The organism is Bradyrhizobium genosp. P, assembly GCF_049949265.1.
GTDB lineage: Bacteria > Pseudomonadota > Alphaproteobacteria > Rhizobiales > Xanthobacteraceae > Bradyrhizobium.
The window spans coordinates 3,510,473-3,531,164 of sequence record NZ_CP188195.1 but is presented as its reverse complement, the minus strand read 5'-3'; the positions used below and the strand labels follow the sequence as shown (position 1 = coordinate 3,531,164).

Genomic DNA, 20,692 nt, shown 5'->3' with positions numbered 1-20,692 from the left:
ACCTTCCTAAGGGGTGCGGATCACTGCAACGGCGAGTGCGGCGCCGGCAGCATGATGGTCGCGTGCATCTCCTCGAGCAGCGGTCCGCCCTTGCCCAAAAACTCCCGCCACACCGGATCCTTTGTCGCATTGGCGCGCGCCTCGACACGTGCGTTGAGGCTCGGATAGGCCCAGATATGGCAGACCTCGTTGGGCTGCGCGGTGTCGGTCTGCCAGAGGCCGACGATTTTGGAGTATTTCTCGCGCGCCGGCAGCGCGCCCGTGAAGTGGTCGAGCCATTGCCTGGCAGCACCGAGCGGCTTGGCGCGATAGTTGCGGAATTCGTAGATGTTGCCTGATGTCGCAGGGGCGACCGGCGGGATGATGGCGTTGAGCAGGCGGACGTCCTGGTGCACCAGATGCGGCCGGATCGCCGGAATGTACTCGCCCGTCCAGCGCGGATTCTTCGCCAACTCGGCGCGCAGCCTTGTCCGCTCATTGAGATCGGCATAGCTCCACATGTGCATGACCTGGTTGAGCGGGCCGATCTCGGTGATCCAGTAGCCTTCGAGCTTGCCGAAATTGTCGCCGCGGATGTCGCGCGAGATCGTGCTCGCCGCTTTCACCATCTCGCCGACGGTGCCGGGCCGCACCGTGTAGGTCCGCAGTTCATAGATCATGGTGGTCTCCCCTGATGGGTCTGGCGTGCAAACGAAAAGCCCGGCGGGAGCCGGGCTTTTGAGAAGGATTGCGATCTACTCCGCCGCCTGCGCGTTGATCTCGGCCGAGACCCCACGGATGGCGCGGGCAAGTTGCTCGGCGGGCTGGGCGCCCGAGACCGCGTATTTCTGCGCGAACACGAAGGTCGGCACACCGGAAATGCCCTTCTCGGAGGCTTCCTGGGCGTCCGCCGAGACGCGTCCAACGTCCTCGTCGGTGGCAAGGCGCTTGCGCACGTCGTCGGCGTCGAGCCCGACATCGGCGGCGGCCTGCACCAGCACGTCGACGTCGGTGAGATCGCCGCCGTCGCGGAAATACAATTCCATCAGCCGCTGCTTCATCTCGGCCGCCTTGCCGTTCGCTTCGGCCCACAGGATCAGGCGATGGCAGTCGATGGTGTTGGGCTGGCGCTTGACCAGCTCAGGGCGATAGCTCAGTCCCTCCTCGCCGGCGGCCGTGACCACGCGGCCGGCGATGCCCTTGTAGGCCTCGACCGAGCCGAACTTGGCGGTGAGATATTCGTCGCGGCTGATGCCCTCGCGCGGAATCCAGTTATTGAGGAAGAACGGCCGCCAGTGCACCTCGACCGGCACGTCAGGCACCAGCTTGAGCGCCTCCTCGATCCGATGCTTGCCGATATAGCACCAGGGGCAGACGACGTCGGAGACGATGTCGAGGCGAAGCGGTTTCAGGGCGCTCATGGCGGGCTCCTCGCGGCAATGGAACCCCAAAGTTAGGGCGAAAGTGCGCCCGCGCAAGCCGCTATTTCATACTGGCTGCCATCTGCCGCATCCGCTCCGCGGTGAGGTCGTCGGCCGGAAAAAAGGTCTCCAGCGCCAATTCCTGCAAGGTGATGTCGACCGGCGTGCCGAACACCATCGTGGTCGAGATGAAGCTCAGCACCTCGCCGTTGAGGCGGAGCTTGAACGGGATCGCGACATTGTTATCGGGCTGCAACGGGCCCGAGCGCGCCGGGATGGGATAGGATTTGAGATCGTGATACAGCTTCATGAGCTCTGGATCGGCGGTCGCCTCGCATTGCCGGTGCAGCCGCTCGAGCAGATGCCCGGCCCATTCCGGCAAATTGACGGTGCGCGGCGCCAGGCCCTCGGGGTGGAAGGCGAGGCGGAGGATGTTGAAGGGCTGGCCGAGCAGCCGCTGCGGCACGCCCTCCAGCAGCGGCGCCACCATGCGGTTGGCCGACACCAGATTCCAGTGCCGGTCATAGGCCAGCGCCGGATTGGGCTCATGTGCCTTCAGGACCAGATTGATCGCCTCGCGCGCCGATTTCAGCGCGGGGTCATCCAGCGAGCGTTGCGGAAAGGCCGGCGCGAAGCCGGCGGCGACCAGCAGCACATTGCGCTCGCGCAGGGGCACGTCCAACCGCTCCGCCAGTTTGAGGACCATGTCGCGCGACGGCGCCGAGCGGCCGGTCTCGACGAAGCTCAGATGCCGCGCCGAGATCTCGGCGTCGCCGGCAAGGTCGAGCTGGCTCAGATGGCGGCGCTGCCGCCAGCCGCGCAGGTGCTCGCCGATATGGATGGGTGTTGCGGGCTCAATCCGCGCCGTGGATGCATGTGCGTTCATGGTGCAGAACTTACCATGCGGATTTCGCCGGTTCCATTACGCCGGAGGTAATCGAATTGCCGCGCGCGGCCGGTCATCTTCATCGGCACAGGAGATGACCATGCTGATGCTGTCCGTTATCCGCGCCCTCGCCGCCGCCACCCCGTGGCTACTCCATCTGGCCACTTGGCTGGTGGCGCGGTCGCTCAACCTGCCACAGCCGATCGTCCACGCGACCTCTGTGTTCGTGGCCGCGCAGGTCTATGCGGTCGAGATGCGGGTCGGCAAGGCGCTCTGCCAGCAGCTGAAGTCCTGGTTCCGCTGACGACATGCTTCTCAGGGAAGCGCGGCTGCGGCGTTCGTCACCATCGGGTTGTCGCTATCGGGCGGCGCCAATTCATTGGCTTTTCCGCCGCCCAGGAACTTGTCGAGAGTCTCCTGAATCCTCTCCTTGGCAGAGTACGGGCCGCGGTCGCTCAACCAGGTGTGCTGGAACGGCGTCCTGATGATATCGATGCCGTCAGCCTTGGCCTGTTGCGGCGTCGGCAGAACGCCGGGATCGGTCGTGAAGTTCGGATCCTTCGAACGGAATGAAAGTATCTTCAGCTTGTTGTTGAGCACGAACGGAACCCGCAAATTATCCAGCGTGATGATTTTCGACACCAGTTCCGGATGCTGCTTTGCGAAATACATCGCGGTGTCGCCGCCGTTCGAATGTCCAACCAATGTCAAGTGATCGTAATCGGCGTTGGGTTGCAGTTTCTTCAATGCCTTAATCACGAACAGAATGTTGGCTTCGCCTTTTTCATAGACGCCGCGCCGGCCGACATAGGGCCGGTCGGCAACGGTCATCAAGGGCGGGTCGGTCGGAATATCCTGCTGAATGCTGGCGACCAGATATCCTCGCGCAGCGAAGACGTTGGCCAGGAACGAATACTCGGTATTCTTGACGGTATTGCCGTTGCTGATGATGGCGACTGGAAGCTTCCACAAGCCGTCATCGGCCTTCATCTCGTAGTCCCAGCGCACGGCAAGGTCGACCGCGACGGGCCGCTGCCTGGCGGTATCGAACAGATTCAGCGTCTCGTGCCGGATGCCCCATTTGCTGATGCCGAAATACACCGCGCCCGCCAGGGCCGAGATGCAGATCAAGACTGTGATTCCTCTCCTCATCGTGTCCATCCCAGTCAATCTTGCCGAGTTTTATCGCGGCTTGCCGGATAGCTAATACTTACGGATGAAGGCGTCCTGTCCGGAACATGAATTTCTCCTCATCTTTCATAGCGCCCTGCGCGCGGAATAGTTCCCGATCGTCACAGATTTTGGCCGCAACGCGTTGGCACGCGGCCTGTTCGCCGAGCTCCAATATGTCGGCGGGACGGCGTAACCATCCAGTGTCATTGCGAGCGAAGCGAAGCAATCCATTTCCCGGCTCGGGGATAGGGGGATTGCTTCGTCGCTACGCTCCTCGCAATGACGGAGGGACTTGCGGATTCAGCGGCGGCGGACCTTGGCGTCCGGCAACAGGATGCGGATGAATTGCTTCGACATCTTGTCGAGGTGCTGGGGATTATGAAAGGCGCGCTCCATCACCGCCAATCCCCGTGTGAAAGTCACCGCGCTCGCGCAGCGCCGGCCTCGCCCAGCTTATACCGCTCGCCGACGCCGAGCATGACTCCCTGCCCGCTGGCGACGCCCATCTCCAGGCTCGTGGCGATGTGCCGGGCGCGCTCGATGAAATGCGCCGCCGCCGCGGGCGGACACAATTCGCGTGCGGTCGCTTCGAAGAGCGCAAGCCAGCGGTCGAAATGCGCGGCATCGATCGGCAGCGGCATATGCTTGACCATCGGCGTGCCGTGATAGCGCCCGGTCATCAGCGCGACCGAGGACCAGAACGCGCACATCTGTGCCAGATGCGGCGCCCAGTCGGTGATCCGAGCTGCGAACACCGGCGCCAGCATCGCGTCGCTGCGAACCCTCGCGTAGAAGCCCTGCACCAACTCCTCAATAACAGCCTCGGTGATCCCGGTCCGCGCGACAATGCCGGCGGTGATCTGCTCGCGGCGCGCGGCCTCCGTCATGGCTGGGCTCCTTAAATAGGTATTTCAAATACCGATTTAGCGCGCTATGCGAGATCCGCCAAGGCCGGTTTTTGCGAGGCTTCCATGCGCCTGACGTCGTTCACGGATTTTGCGCTGCGCGCCCTGATGCGGCTGGCCGGCGAGCCGGGCCGGTCGTTCGCAACGAGCGAGATCGCGGCCGAATTCGGTATCTCCCGCAATCACCTCGCCAAGGTGGTGCGCGACCTGGCTGAGGCCGGGTTCATCGCCACCCAGCGCGGCGCCGGCGGCGGATTTGCGCTGGCGCGCGCGCCGCAGGCGATCACGCTCGGCGAAGTGGTGCGCGCGCTGGAAGGCGACAGCACGCTGGTCGAATGTTTCAGGGACGATGGCGGAATGTGCGCGCTGCTGCCGCGCTGCCGGCTGAAGGCGAAGCTTGCATCGGCGCACGAGGCCTTCATGCGCGAACTCGACGGAACCACGCTGGCCGAATGCGCCTGGCTGCCGCGTCCCTCCAAGAATACGTCCAAGATCCCGTCCAGGAATCCAGCGAGGGCGCGATGACGGGGATCGCGGTCGCGGACGGCGCGTTCGAGGTCGATGCCGACATCGTCGCCGAGGGCCTCGGCATCGCGCTGCCGCTGCTGCAGGCCGAAATGCGGTCCGGCAGGATCACGACATTGTCGGAGCGCGGGATCGACGCCGATCATGGCCGGCATCGCCTGACATTCTTTTCGGAGACCAGGCGCTTTCGTCTCGTCATCGACGAGCACGGCACGATCATCCAGCGCGCGACACTGGATTTCGGCAACGCGCCGTTGCCGTCATCGACGCACCGCCCCGGCGGCTAGGTTCGCGGGTCTCAGGCGTGCAGGGCCGGCGTCGTGCCGGGCTTCGAGGCGACGGCCCCCTCGCCGGCAACCTTAACGTAGGAATGGCCGTTCAGGTGCTCGCCATTCAGCTTGCCGTTCGTCTTTGCAGGCGTTTTGGCAGGGGTCTTGTTGGCAGGGGTTTTGGCAACGGTCTTCGCAACGGTCTTGGCAAGGGTCTTCGCAAGGGTCTTCGCAAGGGTCTTGGCAGGCGTCTTCTTCGCCTTTGCGGTTGCCTTTGTCCTGGCCTCGGCCCGCTCTCTGGCGAGCTTCTCGGCCTTCCTTTGCGCCTTGCGCTCGGCCCTTTCCTTCAGCCGCAGCCGCTCTGCCCTCGCCTCGGCGCGCTTCTTCTTGCGCTTCTTCTCGCAGGCGTCGCACTTGCAGCCGATCGGCTTCAGATAGGCTTTGAAATAGTCGGTGCCGTAGTCGTAGTTGATCTCCTCGCCGGGCTCGATGTTCTTGATGGCGCGGATGAACACCTTGCGCTTGCGCGGCTTGACGTCGGATTCCGCGTTCGGCCGGCAGGCGTGGTTGATGTAGCGGGCGACGTTTTCGCGGACCGAGCCGTCGATGGTCCAGCGGTTGGTGAGCTCGAACAAATACTTGTTCTCGATCGCGTCCTCATCCTTCTTCTTCGAGTCCAGCAGAGGCCCGAAATAGCGGACGATCTTGTCGCCTTTCTTGATCGGCTTGGTGGCGAAGAGGCCGAGTCCGGTGCGGGAACGGCCGACGCGAAAGGGCTTGTTCGATGATATCGTGGGCATGACGATCGAGGCTACGCACGCGAGGTGCAGGCGACAGAAATTGTGAAGCCGCTCTTCTAGGACGATTCCGCGCGCCTGTCAGATATTTCCCACTGTTTGGCTGAACCTTCCCCAGATTGCGCATGTCAGACCCGGAGTCGTTCCGGATTGCAGGCTGTTACCAATGAATACGTCACATTTGCAACGGCCGGCGCCGGCTCTCGTCAGCGCAAACCTTGGTCAGGCTGGCGCAGAAACAATCAGCAGCAGCCGTACGTCGACCGCGCCGAGGGCCCGGTTCGGCCCGGGTTAGCATGACGAGGTTGCATCGCCAGGTCCCGGCGGCTTGCTGAACGCGCCCATCAGCATCGCCTCAAGCAGCATGTCGATGGTGCTGCCTGGTGGCATCCGGTTGAGCACGTCGCTGAGCCGATCGTCGAGTAGCAGCATCGTGAAGCCGTGGACCAGTGACCAGGCGCGCACGATCGCCGCGGCCTGGTCGAGCGACAGCGCCATTTCATGGATCTGCTCATGACGGCTGGCGCCGATCGAACCGGCGAGGCCGGCGAAGGAGGCGTTCGCGGCTTCGTGCAGCGAGGGCCTGGACATGTCGAGCCGCTCGGTGCGGAACATCAGCCCGTACATGCCGGGATGCGCTTGCGCGTAGGCAATGTAGGCCTTGGCGCGCGCCAACCCCTTCTCCAGCAGCGTCGTGCCGGTCGCCCCGGCTGCGATCATCTCGTCGTTGAACTGGCGGAAGCCGATCGCAGCAAGCTCGCTGACGAGCCCGGTGAGATCGCCGAAATGATGCGTCGGTGCTGCGTGCGACACGCCGGCCTCGCGCGCCACCGCGCGCAAGGTCAGGCCCGGCAGCCCGTCACGTTCCAGCACCCGCTCGGCCGCCCGCAGCAGCGCCTCGTGCAAATCGCCATGATGATAGGGCGTGTCGCTGGGCCGCCGCGGCGCCGGACGAGCGGCAGCCTTGCGCGCGACCCGCCGGGCTCGTGCCGGGCGAGCCGCTTTGTTTTCCTTGGATAATCTTGCCATGCGGCTCCTTATATGACGCAATTTTTACACTGTAAAGATTTTGCTTGACGATCGACGATCACGCCTCTAATTCTATCTTTACGGTGTAAAGATAAAATCGAGGAGGCGTGTGATGCTCGACCAGGTGACATCAACGGCGGCGCGGACCAACCTGGCGCCGATCCCCTTTGAAGCCGATGCGCCGTTCCTGAAAGTCACCGGCGAATTGCCGCGCGAACTGAACGGCACGCTCTATCGCAACGGCCCCAACCCGCAATTCGATGTGCCGGGTGCGCATTGGTTCGTCGGCGACGGCATGCTGCACGCCTTCCACCTCGAGAACGGCCGCGCCAGCTACCGCAACCGCTGGGTCCGCACTGCCAAGTGGCAGGCCGAGCACGATGCCGGCCGCGCACTGTTCGGCGGCTTCGGCCGCCAACTGCCCGACACGCCAGCAACGACAACGACCGATGGCTGCGTCGCCAACACCAACATCATCTTCCACGGCGGCAAGCTGCTCGCGCTCGTCGAGAGCCATTTGCCCACCGAGATCGAGCCCGGCACGCTCAATCGCCTCGGTTATTGCGACTACAAGGGCGCGATCTCCGGCCCCTTCACCGCGCATCCCAAGATCGATCCTGTCACCGGCGAGATGGTGTTCTTCGGCTACAACGCCGCTGGCCCGCTGACGCCGGCGCTGTCGTTCGGTTCGGTCAGTGCATCCGGCGTGGTGACGCGGTTCGAGCGCTTTGAAGCGCCCTATACCAGCATGGTGCACGACTTCATCGTCACCACCAACCATGTGCTGTTTCCGATCCTCCCCATCACCGGCAGCATGCCGCGCGCGATGCGCGGACAGGCGCCCTATGCCTGGGAGCCGGAGATAGGCGCCTATGTCGGCGTGATGAAGCGCAGCGGCTCTTCCAAGGACATCGTCTGGTTCCGCGCCGAGAGCTGCTACGTCTTCCACGTCATGAATGCGTGGGAAGAGGGAAATCGCATCATCGCCGACGTGATGCAGTTCGAGGAAGCGCCGCTGTTCAACCATCCCGACGGCTCGCCGACCGATCCGAAGAAGAACCGGGCGCGCTACTGCCGCTGGACCTTCGATCTCGCCGGCAATACCGACCGATTCACGCAAGTTTATCTCGACGATCTCACCGGCGAATTCCCCCGCATCGACGATCGCCGTGCCGGAATGACCAGCAATCACGGCTGGTACGCCTGCGCCAACCCCGATCTACCGATGTTCGGCGCGCTGTCGGGAATCGTCCATGTCGACGGCAAGGGCAAGCGGCTCGGGCATTACCTCTTGCCTGCCGGCGACACGATTTCCGAACCCGTCTTCGTCGAGCGCAGCCACGACTCCGCCGAAGACGATGGCTGGCTGCTCGCCGTGGTCTGGCGCGCCGGCGAAAACCGCAGCGACCTCGCCGTCTTCAACGCCACCGACGTCGAGTCAGGCCCGACCGCACTGGTGCATCTCGGCCATCGCGTGCCGGATGGCTTCCACGGCAATTGGGTGGGGGCGGAGTAGACGCCGGCTGACGCGCTCCTCAAGGATGGAAAGACGTGGATGGCCGGGACGAGCCCGGCCATGACGACTGGGGATGACTGCCGACGGAGGTCGCCGCGACGACCTTGCCACCATCCCATTGAAATAACTTTGTATTCTCCCGAATTCTCGTTATTTTGACACTGTAAAGATTTTGCTCGACGGTCCCACCATGCAGCCCTACGGTATCTTTACGTTGTAAAGATTGGCCGATGAGGCTTCCGATGACGATCTTCCTGATCCTCGCCCCCTACGGCGCCTTCGCTGCACTGATGCTGGTGACGTCAGCCCCTGTGAGCCTGCTCTGCGGCGCTCTCGCCTGCCTTGCCGTGATCGCGCTCGACATCGCGCGCGGCCGCAGCATCAAAATCCTCAGCCTCGGTTCGGTGGTCGTGTTCACCGCGGTCGGCAGCTATCTCACCTTCGCCGACGCGACGCTCAGTTCGACGGCGGTGAAGATCGCGGTCGATGCCGGCATCTTCCTGGTGGCGCTCTCGTCGATCGTTTTTCGTCATCCCTTCGCGCGGCAATATGCGATGGAGGTGGTCGACGCCGAGACGGCGCGTCTGCCCAGCTTTGAGGGCGTCAACTATCGGATCACCTGGGCCTGGACCGCTGCCATGCTGCTGATGATGGTCGGCAATTTCGCGGTGCTGTATGTGCCCGGTCTGCCGCTGTGGTCGGGCCTGCTGATCGCGGTCGCCGCCCGCAACAGCGCGGTGTGCTTCACCAGATGGTATCCGCAGTATCGCAAGGCCAAGTACGTCAAGTACGGAACGCCGCCGGCGAACGCGCTGCCCTCGCTTTGAGACTTCGACACGAAACATCCCGCCCCAAGGAAGGCTAAAGGAAACGGAAGGCACGACGATGAAGAGCGTATTCGCCAAGCTTGCGACCGACTTTCTCTCCACCATCGTGTTCCTGGTGGTCTATCTCGTCACCGACAACGTTCTGCTCGCCACCGGCGTGGCGATCGCAGGTGCCATTGCGCAAGCGATCCGTGCCCGCCTGACAGGCGAAGCGCTTGGCTTCATGACCTGGGCGAGCCTGGCGCTGGCCATCGTGCTCGGCGCAGCCACGCTGTTGACCAATGACCCGCGCTTCGTGCTGGCGAAGCCTGCAATCGCGCATTTCGCGATCGGCGCCATCATGCTCAAGCGCGACTGGATGCTGCGCTACATGCCCGCTCGCGTCACCGACGTGATCCCGGAATACGTCACCTTGGCCGGCTATGCCTGGGCCTTGCTGATGTTCGCGCTCGGCGCCGGCACGATCGCGATTGCATCGACCGGCGACATCAAGCTGTGGGCGACCTACGTAACCGTGGTTGCGGCCGGCGCCAAGATCGCCGCCTTCGCGATCCAGTACATGGCCTTCCGCTTCCTGATCATCAACCGCCTGCGCTTGATCGCCGCGGGAGTAAACTAGGCGTCGGCGGCAAGATGGGTTATACCGCCGCCCACACTTGATCTCGAGGGGAGACATCAATGGCGGTGGACGGAAACTGGAATCTCACCATGACGACGCCGATGGGCGAGCGCAACGCGACGCTGTCGCTGGCAAGCTCAGGCAGCGCGCTCACGGGCACCCAGGGCGCCGACGGCAATTCGACCGAAATCTTCGACGGGACCGTGAACGGTGACGCCGTCGCCTGGAAAGTATCCATCACCAACCCGATGCCGCTGACGCTCGACTTCAGCGGCAAGGTCTCCGGCGACAGCATTTCCGGCGAAATGGGCATCGGCCCGATGGGCAGTTTTCCGTTCACCGGCAGCCGGGCGTAGGCGGCCTCTAGAGCGTGACGAGATAAGGTCGAACTGGAACGGCGCCGAAGTTTCACCTCTCCCTTGGGAGAGGTCGATTTGCGCAGCAAATCGGGTGAGGGGTTACGGTCTATCGAGAAGCAAGAGCCCTCACCCGGCGCTTCGCGCCGACCTCTCCCCGGTGGGGAGAGGTGAACCGAAACCGCCGCAAACCGATCGACCAAAACTCATCTCGCTTTAGAACCAGATCTGCATCGGCAGGTCATACGCATCCAACGGCGGCGTTCCCGAGGGAACGCTGCCGTGAGGCTCGCAGGCGGCGAGCGCCACAGCGCAGGCGTCGAGCACGTCGTCCCGTTTCGCGCCGGTGCCGATCCGCACTTCCGTCAGCCACCGATCGATCTCGCGAAAACCCTCCCGCTTGAGCAGCTTGCGGCGGAGCGCATCGCCCTCCTCCGACTTCTTCCGCGCGAGCGGCTTGCCGCCGTTCAACTGCAGGAACACCAGTTCGGGATGCACCTCGCGGATGTCGCGTCTGGAATATGCCCGCACATACGCGTCGACTTTCATGATCTTCTTGCCGAGATGCCAGAGCTGGCGTGACACCCGCTTTTGGCCGCGGCGTAGCGCGTCCTCGTTCGCCTCATCGGGATCACGAAACTCCTGCCACAGCCAGCGCCGCGCGCCCGTGAAGACGCGCGAGGTATGCGGCCTCAACTTCGCGCGCGTCAGAACATCGCAATCGCGCGCGCCGTCGTCGGTCATACCAACAGGGATATCGATGCCGGCGCGGTCGAACGGACCCGCCAGCGCGTCCGCAATATCGGGATGGAAGGAAATCGTACGCCGGTCGCCGTCGATCGTGACAGCGACCCAGCCTTTGGAAAAGCCGTCGAGGCCGATCGCCTTCAACCCAGATTCAATTCCTTGAAGAAGTCATTGCCCTTGTCATCGATGATGATGAAGGCCGGAAAATCCACCACCTCGATGCGCCAGATCGCTTCCATGCCGAGCTCGGGATACTCGACCACCTCGACCTTCTTGATGCAGTGCTCGGCGAGGTTCGCCGCCGCACCGCCGATCGAGCCGAGATAGAAGCCGCCGTGCTTCTTGCAGGCCTCGCGCACTGCGGCCGCGCGGTTGCCCTTGGCGACCATCACCATCGAGCCGCCGGCGGCCTGGAACTGGTCGACGAAGGAATCCATCCGTCCCGCCGTGGTCGGACCGAACGCACCGGAGGCGTAGCCGTCGGGTGTCTTGGCGGGGCCTGCGTAATAGACCGGATGGTTCTTGAAATAATCCGGCAGCGGCTCGCCCTTCTCCAGCCGCTCGCGCAGTTTGGCGTGCGCGGAGTCGCGGGCGACGATCATGGTGCCGGTCATCGACACGCGGGTCTTGGTCGGATACCTGGCCAGCGTGGCGAGGATGTCCTTCATCGGCTGGTTGAGGTCGATCTTGACGACCTCGCCACCGAGCGATTGCTCGACTGCCGGCAGATACTGCGCCGGGTTGTGCTCGAGCTCCTCGAGATAGACGCCGTCCCTGGTGATCTTTCCGAGCACCTGGCGATCCGCCGAGCAGGACACGCCGAGCCCAATGGGGAGCGATGCGCCATGGCGCGGCAGGCGGATCACACGGACGTCGTGGCAGAAATACTTGCCGCCGAACTGCGCGCCCACGCCAAGGCTTTGCGTCATCTTAAGGATTTCCTGCTCCATCTCGAGATCGCGGAACGCATTGCCGTCGGCCGAGCCGTGGGTCGGCAGCGCGTCGAGATAGCGCGCCGACGCCAGCTTCACCGTCTTCATGCAGAGCTCGGCCGAGGTGCCGCCGATCACGATCGCAAGATGATACGGCGGGCACGCCGCGGTGCCCAAGGTCAGCACCTTCTCCTTCAGGAAGGCGAGCAGGCGATCCCTGGTCAAGACTGACGGCGTCGCCTGGAACAGGAAACTCTTGTTGGCGGAGCCGCCGCCCTTGGCCATGAACATGAACTTGTAGGCGTCATCCCCCTCGGCGTAGATCTCGCACTGCGCCGGCATGTTGTTGGCGGTGTTCTTCTCCTCATACATCGACAGCGGCGCCACCTGCGAGTAGCGCAGATTGCGGCGCAGATAGGCATCGCGCGCGCCTTCGGAGAGCGCGGCCTCGTCCTCGCCGTCGGTGATGACGTTGCAGCCCTTCTTGCCCATGATGATCGCGGTGCCGGTGTCCTGGCACATCGGCAGCACGCCGCCGGCGGCGATGTTGGCGTTCTTCAGGAAATCGAAGGCGACGAACTTGTCGTTGTCGCTGGCTTCCTTGTCCTCGAGGATGTTGCGGAGCTGCTTCAGGTGGCCGGGCCGCAGATAGTGGTTGATCTCGCCGAACGCGGCCTCGGAGAGCGCCCGCAGCGCCTCCCGCGACACCACGAGCATGTCCTTGCCCAAAACCTTCTCGACCCGGACGCCCTCGCTGGTCACCTTCTTGTAGGGCGTGGTGTCCGCACCCAGCGGGAACAGTGGCGTGTGCTTGTAGGGCGGAACGGGCTTTTGCGGGTCGGGGAAGGCGCTGGGGGCGTTCATGGGCTGCTCGTCGGTTCGAGGGCCGGACCTGGCCTGCGAGGGGCCAGCCGCGATATAGAGCCGTTCTAAGCATTTTTAGGACAAAGGAAAGGGAAGCCGGCCGCCGCCCAGCCATGCGCGCAACAACAATCATTGTGCGATCCCATGTATAGATGTAATCTAAGGTTGTTTTATTGATCGATACTTCGCCAACCCAGGGAGGCAATCATGAAAACAGGGCTTTTCGTCTCGTTCGCAGCGCTGGCATTGCTGACGTTGGTCCCAACAGGCGCCGCGGCCCGCGCCGGTCGGGAGTGCGGCGGCATTGCGGGCCTCCAGTGTGGCCCAGGCGAGTTCTGCCAGTTCAAGCCCGGGACGTGCGGCCGCTTTGACCTGTTGGGCACCTGCACCCGCAAACCGAGATTCTGCAACAAGATCTTCCGGCCCGTATGCGGCTGTGACGGCAAGACCTTTGGCAATGATTGCGAGCGACAGGCCGCCGGGGTCTCCAAGGCGCACGACGGCAAGTGCGAGTGACGCCTGGCCCCCCGATGCGGGGCACCCTCGCCCCGCATCACCGCCACGGCATGTATTGACGCGCTCCGCGGGAGCCTGCATGAACCTTCGCGCATTTCATCCCGCGGAGTTATTCATGACCAGACCATTGCGCCGACGCTTCATCCTGCCGGCTTCGCTGCTGACATTGGTCGCGGCCTTGGCCGCGGCGCCTGCGCATGCCGATCCCTGCGAGGACATCGCCAAGCAGCTCGCCGGCCAGATCGACGGGTTGAAGGTCAATTTCACCGCCGCCAACATCACCTATCTCACCCATCCGGCGGCCAAGGAATTGTCGCTCGGCTGCCGCGGCAAGGACTATTCGGTCGAGCTGTATGCCAAGAGCGACCGCAGGATGAAGCCGGAGTTCTTCAATCTGGTCGGCGCCGCCACAGCGCTGGTCTTCACCGTGCCGAAGGACGACACCACGACCGGCACCACACGCTGCCTGAAGCGCATGGGCATCCTGCGCGGCAGCACGATCACGATGCGCTACAAGCGCCTCAACCTCGAATGCACGCGCACCAAGACCGAGGCCTCGATCACGATCCGGCGCGGCAACAACGAATGATATGTTTGTCAGGCCGGGAACGCTTGCGGTGATCTGAAAGTTGATAGCGACCGCCCGCACGTTTGCCGGAAAGCGTGCGACTGGAATCTGCGGAGCCGCCAATGATCGCCAAGCTCCTCGTGCAAAATGTGCTGTTCCTCGTCGCCATGGGCGCGCTGCTGTTTGCCTTTGCCGGCACGCTGCACTGGCCGGGTGCATGGGCGTTCCTGATCGCCTCGGCCGTAATCAGCCCGGCCAGCGGACTGTGGCTCGCCAGGACCGATCCCGGGCTGCTCGCCGAACGCATGCGTTTCACGGCGCGCGAAGGTCAGCCCGCCGCCGACAAATGGTTCATGCTGCTGTTCCTGGCGGCGGCATTCTGGTGGTTCGTCGCGATGGGGCTCGACCGCCGCTTTGGCGGCGGCGACCCCGGCGTGCCGCTGATGGCCGCAGGCCTCGCGATGTACGTGCTCTCGACCGTCCTGATCATGTGGGTGTTCCGCACCAACTCCTTCGCATCCCCGGTCGTGAAGGTGCAGACCGAGCGCGACCATCAGGTGATCTCGACCGGTCCCTATGCGCTGGTCCGCCATCCGATGTATGCGAGCGTCATGCTGTTCTTCGCCGGTGTGCCGCTCGTGCTCGGCTCATGGTGGGGACTTGCCTTCGCGCCGCTGTTCTTCCTGATGTTCGCGTTCCGCACCCGGATCGAGGAGCGTACGCTGGCGGCCGGACTGCCCGGCTATGCCGACTACACGGCGCGGGTGCGCTATCGGCTGGTGCCAGGCCTTTGGTGAGGGATCGTCATGGCTGAGAGCAAGACCTACACTGGCGGCTGCCATTGCGGACAGATCCGCTTCGAATGCACCACCGACATGGCTGTTGTCACGGCCTGCAACTGCTCGATCTGCACCAAGAAGGGCCTGCATTTCGTCTTCCTGCCGCCGTCGAGCTTCCAGCTCCGCGCCGGCGCCGACAATCTGCGCGAATATCTCTTCAACCGCCACGCGATCCGCCACCAGATCTGCATCGATTGCGGCGTCGACGTGTTTGCCCGCGGCAACAAGCCTGATGGCGCCGACGTCGTGGCGCTGAATGTCAGCTGCATCGACGGCATCGACCTGTCGAAGATCGCGATGACGCCGATGGATGGGCGGAGCCGGTAGAGCGCCCGCACCTCACTCCGTCATGCCCGGGCCTGACCCGGGCATCCACGTCTTTCTGTCTGCGTGAGCCGAAGTCGTGGATGGCCGGGTCAAGCCCGGCCATGACGATCGACAAATCGGGTGCCGGGGGCCGGCTAAATATCCAGCGCCTTGTAGCGCCGGAAAATCCCGTCCTCGTTGAACGGGATCCGCCGCGCGCTCGCGAGATAGGCCTTGATGTTCGGCCGCTCGGCGACGCGGTCGTGCAGCGCGATCAGGCGCGGGACCTGCTTCTCGAACGCCTGCATCCGCTTCGGGAACGCGTAGCGCAGGCCTTCCACGATCTGGAATAGCGACAGGTCGACGTAAGTGACACGGCGGCCGGTCACGAACGATCCGCCATTGGCCTTCACCAGATCCTCGAAATAGTCGAGATATTTCGGCACGCGCGACGACCAGAACTCTTCGGTGCGCTTCTTGGCCGGCGCCTTCTGGTCCTCGTAATACAGCGACGTCCCGATCGGGTGATGGGTGTCGTGAACCTCCATTACGAAATCGGTGATGGTGAGCTGAAGCTGGTGCAGCCACAGCTTTCCGGCATCCGCCTTCGGCGCCAGGCCATGGCGGCTGCCTAGATAGAGCAGGATGTTGGCGGTCTGGCCGATCACGAGTTGGCCAGCCTTGAGGAATGGCGGCGCAAACGGCGGCGTGCCCTTGTGCCCCTCCATCATCTTCATCATCGCGCCGGTGCCGCCCTTGCCGCGGGCGACATCGTCATAGCCGGCGCCGGCATCCTCGAGCGCAAGCCTGACATATTCGCCGCGGCCCTGAATCGAGGGCCAGTAATAGAGCTGATAGCGCATGGATGAGTCCCGCAGATCATTGACGACCAATATCGCTCCGCAATCTGCGGGGCGATATCACGGGCGTCAACGCATCAATCCTGGTTCAATTCGCCGCGAAGCAATACAGCAGACCGTCGCCGCCGGTGCTCTTCAGATCGGCCTGTGAGCAGCCGCCGTCGGGGCCGCGCGAGGCATGCGACGAATTCCACGATTTTGACGCGTCGTCGTCACGCAGACCGATGCGATCGGAGTGGCCGAGCATAGCCGCTCCTTGCGTGCTGCTCGTCCAGTTCTTGCAGGTGTGGTCCTCGGCGGTAGCAAACGCGGTGCCATCGGGCTGCGAGCCGGTCAGCATGTCGTGACGGTTTGGCGTATCGCCGCGGCCGTTGATCACCTCGCCCTTTTCGGAGAGCGCGGTCTGCTTGCTGAGATTGTTCGCCCCGCTGTGCAGATCGGCGACATCCTTCGCGATCACGACGCCCTTCGCGTTCTTCCACGGTCCCTTGCCGATGCGGTCGCGTGCATTCACCGCGGGCTTGCCATCAGCCGCCTGCGTCGAGAGATAGGCGCGCCACGTTTTTGGCGCGCCGAAGCCTGCCGCCTGCGCCAGTTCCTGGCAGTGATTGTCGGCACCGGCGAGCCCACCGAGATTGCCGCCATTGCCGATGCCGTTGCCGGTCACGAAGAAGCTGGTGTCGGCGGTCTGGGCCTGAGCCGGCGACACGGCGGCGATGGCGAGAACGAAAGTGGCGGCAACGGTGATCCGAGCAAGGATGGTCATCTTGTCCTCCCGATGGCTGTTATGGTTCTTCGACATCAACCCACGGCGCGTTCAGATATTCCAGTCCGGCGACGCGCAAATGAAACTGCCAAAACAAAAGCGCCGCGGGGTCAGCCGCGGCGCTTGCATTGTCATATCAGTATCAGGCAATCGGTCAGTTGGTCTCTCAGTTGGTCTCCTGGATGGCCGAGAGCTCCCAATTGCCGCCGCGCTGGCGCAGGAAGGTCCAAACGTCCGTGACCTCCTGCGGCTGCTCGCTGCCTTCGACCAAGCGGCCGCTGACGCGGTCGCGCACGGTGTCGACCAGCGAGTAGCGCATCGCGACCGTGGCATATTCGCTGTCGCCTTCACGCCAGGCTTCGGCGAGGTCGCCCTGCAAGAGCTTCACATCGGTCACTTTGTTGGTGACGTTGCGCGCCTTGTTGTCCTGGAGGTCCTTCGCGAAATACGACACCATTTCCGGCGTCGCCAGCGTGTGCAGCTTCGCGACGTCCTCGTTCGACCATGCGGTCTGGATCTCGCTGAGCAGCCGCTCGAATGCCTCATAGTCCGCAGGCGTGATCTCGACCGGCGCGTCCGATCCGCCGCCGAGGCCAAAGCCGAAGCCGGAGCGGGCATTCGGCTGCGGGCCGGCGCCGGCGGCGGGACCGCCGGCATAGGCCGCGGCCGGCATATTGCGGCGCTGCCACCACGACATTGCAAACCGCACCGCAAGCACGATCAGGCCGATCTGCAGCAACAGGCCGAGGATCGACGACAGGCCGCCGAGACCGGAGAACAGACCCCCGCCGAACAGCATGCCGAACAGGCCGGCGCCCAGGAAGCCTGCGGCCAATCCGCCGAGCAGGCCACGGCCCATGCCCGGACGACCGAACAGGCCGCCTGAGTTCGCTGCGGCCGGCGCACCCATCCCAGGGCTACCCGGCTGTCCGAACGTGCGGTTGAGGGGCGCGACCGTTCCCGGCGCGGTGCTGGTTGAGGGCGGTGCGGAGAAGGTCCGCGAGCCACGTGAGCCGCCGCCGCCGACGCGAGCGTCGGCCACTGAGACGGTCATCATCACGGGCAGCGCCAGCGCCATCGCGACGGCAACCGCCCGAACAAGTCCACGCGTGCGTTGCGAGAAATTCATGTTGGTTTCCTCGAGAAATCCCCAGCATGGGGAACCGACCCCTAAGATGGGCAGGGTTGGCTAAAAGTGAAGCGGGAAACGGGAACCGCGGCTGCGGCCCTCCGTCGCGGCGATGTGACGATATGGTCCTTGTGGATGCCGGAATGCGTCCTACCACTTCGCCGGAGAACGCTCTATTGCGCCGCAATGGTTTCCTTCACCGCGGCGACCAGCTGGGTGAGCGTGAATGGCTTCGGCAGGAAGGCGAATTGCTGGTTCTTGGGCAGGCTCTTCTCGAACGCGTCTTCGGCATAGCCCGACACGAAGATGATCTTCAGCTCCGGATTGCGGCCGCGCATCTCCTTGAGAAGCGTCGGGCCGTCCATCTCCGGCATCACCACGTCGGAGACGACGAGATCGATGGCGCCGTTTCTCTCCTCCAAAGCCTCCATCGCTTCGACGCCATTGGCGGCCTCGATCACACTGTAGCCGCGTGAGCGCAGGCCGCGTGCGTTCAGCGAGCGCAGACCGTCTTCATCTTCCACCAGCAGGATGGTGCCCTGACCGGTGAGATCGGGCTTCGGCTTCGCAGCCTCTGCGGCGGCGGTCTCCTTCGTGGCGCCGTTGCCGGCCTGCGCCTCCGGCGCGACCTCCTGCTCCTGCCGATGCCGCGGCAGGAAGATGCGGAAGGTGGTGCCCCGGCCCGGCGTGGAATCGACATAGACGAAGCCGCCGGTCTGCTTGACGATGCCGTAGACCGTGGAGAGGCCGAGGCCGGTGCCCTTGCCGACCTCCTTGGTCGAGAAGAACGGCTCGAAGATCTTGTCGAGGATCTCGGCGGGAATGCCGGTGCCGGTATCCGATATCTCGATCTTCACATAGTCCGCCGCCGGCATGCCCTTGTTGGCGAGCTGCGCGGCCTGTTCGGTCGCCACATTCGAGGTGCGGATGATCAGCTTGCCGCCGTCGGGCATCGCGTCGCGCGCGTTCACCGCGAGGTTGACGATCACCTGCTCGAACTGCGAGACGTCGACCTTGACCGGCCACAGGTCGCGGCCGTGCACGAGGTCGAGCTTGACCTTTTCCCCGATCAGCCGGCGCAGCAGCATGGTGAGATCGCTCAGCGCGTCGCCGAGATCGAGCACCTGCGGCCGCAGCGTCTGGCGGCGCGAGAACGCGAGCAGCTGGCGCACCAGCGTCGCGGCGCGGGTCGCGTTCTGCTTGATCTGCATGATGTCCTGGAACGACGGATCGGTCGGCTTGTGCGCGTTCAGCAGGAAGTCGTTCGCCATCATGATGGCCGAGAGCACGTTGTTGAAGTCGTGCGCGATGCCGCCGGCGAGCTGCCCGACCATCTCCATCTTCTGCGACTGGTTGATCTGGTTTTCCAGCGCGCGCCGCTCGGTGGTCTCGAGGATGTAGACGATCGCGGTCTCGGCCTCGCGCTCGTCCTTCTCGACGAGGGTGACGAAGAACTGGGCGAAGCGCTCCTTGGTCGCGTCGAGCATCACCTCGACCGGCGCGATGTCACCCTGCCCTTCCGCGGCGTGGTTGATCGCCGCAATCAGGACGCCGCGGTCGCGCGGATTGACCGCACGGAAGATCGATTTGGCGGCGCCGCCCTCGCCGTTCAGGCTTTGCGCGAGCTTGGCATAGCGGGCGTTGGCGCCGACCACGTTGCCGCCGCGGTCGACGGTGGCGATCGCCATCGGCGTGTGGTCGAAGAAGCGCATGAAGCGCACTTCGGCCGCGCGTTCGGGATCGCCGCGCCCGTCGCGGGCGCGGCTGATCACCAGCGTGCGCGAAGCCCCCGCCGCGCCGTCGGCACCGAAGGCGAGCTTGTGATAGAGCCGCACCGGCACGGTCTTGCCGCCGCGCATGCGCAGGTCGATGTCGAACACCTCGGTCTTGACCTCGCCCGGCACCGGCACAATCGAGGTCAGCAGCGATGCGCCGTCACCGGAGACGATGTCGGTCAGCTTCAACCCGCCCGAGCCGATCTCGGCGAGGTCGTAGTCGAGCCAGTTGGCCAGCGTCGCGTTGACATAGGCGATTTCGCCGGCCGGATTGACCGAGAAGAAACCGCAGGGCGCATGGTCGAGATATTCGATCGCATGTTGCAGTTCCTGGAACACGTCCTCCTGGCGCTCGCGGTCGCGGGTGATGTCGGCGACCGACCACACCGAATATTTCGCCTCGCGCTTGGTCTGGCCGAGCGGACGCACCCGCATCCGCAGCCAGCGGCCTTGTCCACCCTGGCCGCCGTCATGGCCGGCGATCCGGACCTCCTCCTGCTGCCGCTTGCCCTCGCGCGCCGCCTTCAACAGGCGGAACACTGCTTCGGAGACATCCGGGTTGCCGATGAAGACGCGCTCGACGGGACGGACGTCCTGCGGTCCGGCCGCGCCGGTCAATGTGAGATAGGCGGCGTTGGAATAGACCACGTGGCCGCGCGAGTCCGTCACCGCGAGCCCGTCATGGGCATGGTCGGCGATCCGCCCCATGACGGGGTCGTCGGAAGCGCGGTCGGAGAAGCGGATGATGCCGGCAGCGAACGCGAACAGGTTGAACAGCCCGACGGTGGCCAAAAGCGCCAGGACGCCGAGGATATAGGGCTGCGCCTGGCTGCGGCCGATGGTCATCAGCCAGACCGCGACCGCGACGATACCTGCCGCGATCAGCAGCACCAGCACGATGCTGCCGCCGCGCCGCACCGGTCCGTGGGCCACGAACGGCTCGGTCGCGGGATGATCCTTGGTTTCGGCGGTCATCTGGAGAGACATGGCTCGTCGGCATCGCTGGGGCGCCCGGTCCGGCCGCCCACCCCTGAGTGCCTGAATCGGACCCGAAAACGCAAGTCCATCAGGACGCTAATTCGCAAGTT

Annotated in this window: 25 protein-coding genes; 11 read left to right on the top strand and 14 right to left on the bottom strand. The window is 64.2% G+C overall.

Annotated elements, in window-relative coordinates; translation table 11 throughout:
* Positions 1-20: 20 nt before the first annotated feature.
* The 3 genes from ACP2YO_RS17070 to ACP2YO_RS17060 form a co-directional block, all read right to left on the bottom strand.
* Positions 21-659: an NIPSNAP family protein gene (locus tag ACP2YO_RS17070; protein ID WP_426441866.1), complete on the bottom strand. Its 639-nt coding sequence runs from the start codon at positions 657-659 to the stop codon at positions 21-23.
* 75 nt (positions 660-734) lie between these two features.
* Complete coding sequence (locus ACP2YO_RS17065) at positions 735-1,400, bottom strand: DsbA family oxidoreductase (RefSeq protein WP_426441865.1); 666 nt, start codon at positions 1,398-1,400, stop codon at positions 735-737.
* A gap of 61 nt (positions 1,401-1,461) precedes the next feature.
* Positions 1,462-2,286 (bottom strand): helix-turn-helix domain-containing protein, encoded by an 825-nt coding sequence (locus tag ACP2YO_RS17060; protein ID WP_426441864.1) that lies wholly within the window; start codon positions 2,284-2,286, stop codon positions 1,462-1,464.
* 100 nt (positions 2,287-2,386) lie between these two features.
* Here ACP2YO_RS17060 and ACP2YO_RS17055 point away from each other — a divergent pair, with 100 nt between their 5' ends.
* Positions 2,387-2,590, top strand: coding sequence for a hypothetical protein (locus ACP2YO_RS17055; protein ID WP_426441863.1), 204 nt, complete (start codon positions 2,387-2,389; stop codon positions 2,588-2,590).
* 11 nt (positions 2,591-2,601) lie between these two features.
* On the opposite strand, the gene ACP2YO_RS17050 is transcribed toward ACP2YO_RS17055, so the two are convergent.
* From ACP2YO_RS17050 to ACP2YO_RS17040, 3 genes are all read right to left on the bottom strand, one after another.
* Positions 2,602-3,438, bottom strand: a complete 837-nt coding sequence (locus ACP2YO_RS17050; RefSeq protein WP_426441862.1) for an alpha/beta fold hydrolase — start codon at positions 3,436-3,438, stop codon at positions 2,602-2,604.
* Positions 3,439-3,759: 321 nt separating this feature from the next.
* Positions 3,760-3,882: a hypothetical protein gene (locus ACP2YO_RS17045; RefSeq protein WP_426441861.1), complete on the bottom strand. Its 123-nt coding sequence runs from the start codon at positions 3,880-3,882 to the stop codon at positions 3,760-3,762.
* Positions 3,879-4,346 carry a group III truncated hemoglobin gene (locus ACP2YO_RS17040; protein WP_426441860.1) on the bottom strand — a complete coding sequence of 156 codons (468 nt, stop codon included), beginning with the start codon at positions 4,344-4,346 and terminating at the stop codon, positions 3,879-3,881. The genes ACP2YO_RS17045 and ACP2YO_RS17040 overlap by 4 nt, the downstream gene beginning before the upstream one ends.
* Positions 4,347-4,430: 84 nt before the next feature.
* Between ACP2YO_RS17040 and ACP2YO_RS17035 the strand changes: the two genes are divergently transcribed.
* Both ACP2YO_RS17035 and ACP2YO_RS17030 read left to right on the top strand, forming a co-directional pair.
* Positions 4,431-4,889 carry an RrF2 family transcriptional regulator gene (locus ACP2YO_RS17035; protein ID WP_426441859.1) on the top strand — a complete coding sequence of 153 codons (459 nt, stop codon included), beginning with the start codon at positions 4,431-4,433 and terminating at the stop codon, positions 4,887-4,889.
* Positions 4,886-5,176 carry a DUF6522 family protein gene (locus ACP2YO_RS17030; RefSeq protein ID WP_426441858.1) on the top strand — a complete coding sequence of 97 codons (291 nt, stop codon included), beginning with the start codon at positions 4,886-4,888 and terminating at the stop codon, positions 5,174-5,176. Before ACP2YO_RS17035 ends, ACP2YO_RS17030 begins: the two co-directional genes overlap by 4 nt.
* 11 nt (positions 5,177-5,187) lie before the next feature.
* On the opposite strand, the gene ACP2YO_RS17025 is transcribed toward ACP2YO_RS17030, so the two are convergent.
* On the bottom strand, positions 5,188-5,958 hold the full coding sequence (locus ACP2YO_RS17025; RefSeq protein WP_426441857.1) for an SET domain-containing protein: 771 nt from the start codon (positions 5,956-5,958) through the stop codon (positions 5,188-5,190).
* Between the two features lie 288 nt (positions 5,959-6,246).
* A complete protein-coding gene (locus ACP2YO_RS17020) occupies positions 6,247-6,984 on the bottom strand; it encodes a TetR/AcrR family transcriptional regulator (RefSeq protein ID WP_426441856.1) in 738 nt (245 codons plus the stop codon).
* Between the two features lie 112 nt (positions 6,985-7,096).
* Here ACP2YO_RS17020 and ACP2YO_RS17015 point away from each other — a divergent pair, with 112 nt between their 5' ends.
* The 4 genes from ACP2YO_RS17015 (at position 7,097) to ACP2YO_RS17000 (ending at position 10,302) form a co-directional block, all read left to right on the top strand.
* Positions 7,097-8,500 carry a carotenoid oxygenase family protein gene (locus ACP2YO_RS17015; protein ID WP_426441855.1) on the top strand — a complete coding sequence of 468 codons (1,404 nt, stop codon included), beginning with the start codon at positions 7,097-7,099 and terminating at the stop codon, positions 8,498-8,500.
* 242 nt (positions 8,501-8,742) lie between these two features.
* Positions 8,743-9,327, top strand: coding sequence for a hypothetical protein (locus ACP2YO_RS17010; protein ID WP_426441854.1), 585 nt, complete (start codon positions 8,743-8,745; stop codon positions 9,325-9,327).
* A 58-nt stretch (positions 9,328-9,385) separates the two neighbouring features.
* Positions 9,386-9,946, top strand: a complete 561-nt coding sequence (locus ACP2YO_RS17005) for a septation protein IspZ (protein ID WP_426441853.1) — start codon at positions 9,386-9,388, stop codon at positions 9,944-9,946.
* Between the two features lie 59 nt (positions 9,947-10,005).
* Positions 10,006-10,302 carry a hypothetical protein gene (locus ACP2YO_RS17000; protein ID WP_426441852.1) on the top strand — a complete coding sequence of 99 codons (297 nt, stop codon included), beginning with the start codon at positions 10,006-10,008 and terminating at the stop codon, positions 10,300-10,302.
* A 216-nt stretch (positions 10,303-10,518) separates the two neighbouring features.
* Here ACP2YO_RS17000 and ACP2YO_RS16995 read toward each other — a convergent pair whose 3' ends face one another.
* Positions 10,519-11,193 carry a DUF429 domain-containing protein gene (locus ACP2YO_RS16995; RefSeq protein WP_426441851.1) on the bottom strand — a complete coding sequence of 225 codons (675 nt, stop codon included), beginning with the start codon at positions 11,191-11,193 and terminating at the stop codon, positions 10,519-10,521.
* Positions 11,190-12,845 carry a fumarate hydratase gene (locus tag ACP2YO_RS16990; RefSeq protein ID WP_426441850.1) on the bottom strand — a complete coding sequence of 552 codons (1,656 nt, stop codon included), beginning with the start codon at positions 12,843-12,845 and terminating at the stop codon, positions 11,190-11,192. Before ACP2YO_RS16990 ends, ACP2YO_RS16995 begins: the two co-directional genes overlap by 4 nt.
* A gap of 207 nt (positions 12,846-13,052) precedes the next feature.
* On the opposite strand from ACP2YO_RS16990, the gene ACP2YO_RS16985 reads away from it, so the two are divergent.
* The 4 genes from ACP2YO_RS16985 (at position 13,053) to ACP2YO_RS16970 (ending at position 15,095) form a co-directional block, all read left to right on the top strand.
* Complete coding sequence (locus ACP2YO_RS16985; RefSeq protein ID WP_426441849.1) at positions 13,053-13,361, top strand: Kazal-type serine protease inhibitor family protein; 309 nt, start codon at positions 13,053-13,055, stop codon at positions 13,359-13,361.
* A gap of 115 nt (positions 13,362-13,476) precedes the next feature.
* Positions 13,477-13,950 carry a hypothetical protein gene (locus tag ACP2YO_RS16980; protein ID WP_426441848.1) on the top strand — a complete coding sequence of 158 codons (474 nt, stop codon included), beginning with the start codon at positions 13,477-13,479 and terminating at the stop codon, positions 13,948-13,950.
* Positions 13,951-14,051: 101 nt separating this feature from the next.
* Positions 14,052-14,726: a methyltransferase family protein gene (locus tag ACP2YO_RS16975; protein WP_426441847.1), complete on the top strand. Its 675-nt coding sequence runs from the start codon at positions 14,052-14,054 to the stop codon at positions 14,724-14,726.
* Between the two features lie 9 nt (positions 14,727-14,735).
* Entirely contained in the window at positions 14,736-15,095 is a 360-nt protein-coding gene (locus tag ACP2YO_RS16970) for a GFA family protein (RefSeq protein WP_426441846.1), read from the top strand.
* A 134-nt stretch (positions 15,096-15,229) separates the two neighbouring features.
* Here the strand turns inward: ACP2YO_RS16970 and ACP2YO_RS16965 are convergent, their stop codons facing one another.
* The 4 genes from ACP2YO_RS16965 to cckA form a co-directional block, all read right to left on the bottom strand.
* Positions 15,230-15,937: a glutathione S-transferase gene (locus ACP2YO_RS16965; protein WP_426441845.1), complete on the bottom strand. Its 708-nt coding sequence runs from the start codon at positions 15,935-15,937 to the stop codon at positions 15,230-15,232.
* Positions 15,938-16,022: 85 nt separating this feature from the next.
* Positions 16,023-16,700: a lectin gene (locus ACP2YO_RS16960; protein ID WP_426441844.1), complete on the bottom strand. Its 678-nt coding sequence runs from the start codon at positions 16,698-16,700 to the stop codon at positions 16,023-16,025.
* Between the two features lie 166 nt (positions 16,701-16,866).
* Positions 16,867-17,829: a Tim44 domain-containing protein gene (locus tag ACP2YO_RS16955; RefSeq protein ID WP_426441843.1), complete on the bottom strand. Its 963-nt coding sequence runs from the start codon at positions 17,827-17,829 to the stop codon at positions 16,867-16,869.
* Positions 17,830-18,002: 173 nt separating this feature from the next.
* Positions 18,003-20,579 (bottom strand): cell cycle histidine kinase CckA, encoded by a 2,577-nt coding sequence (gene cckA, locus ACP2YO_RS16950; protein WP_426443223.1) that lies wholly within the window; start codon positions 20,577-20,579, stop codon positions 18,003-18,005.
* Between the last annotated feature and the right edge of the window lie 113 nt (positions 20,580-20,692).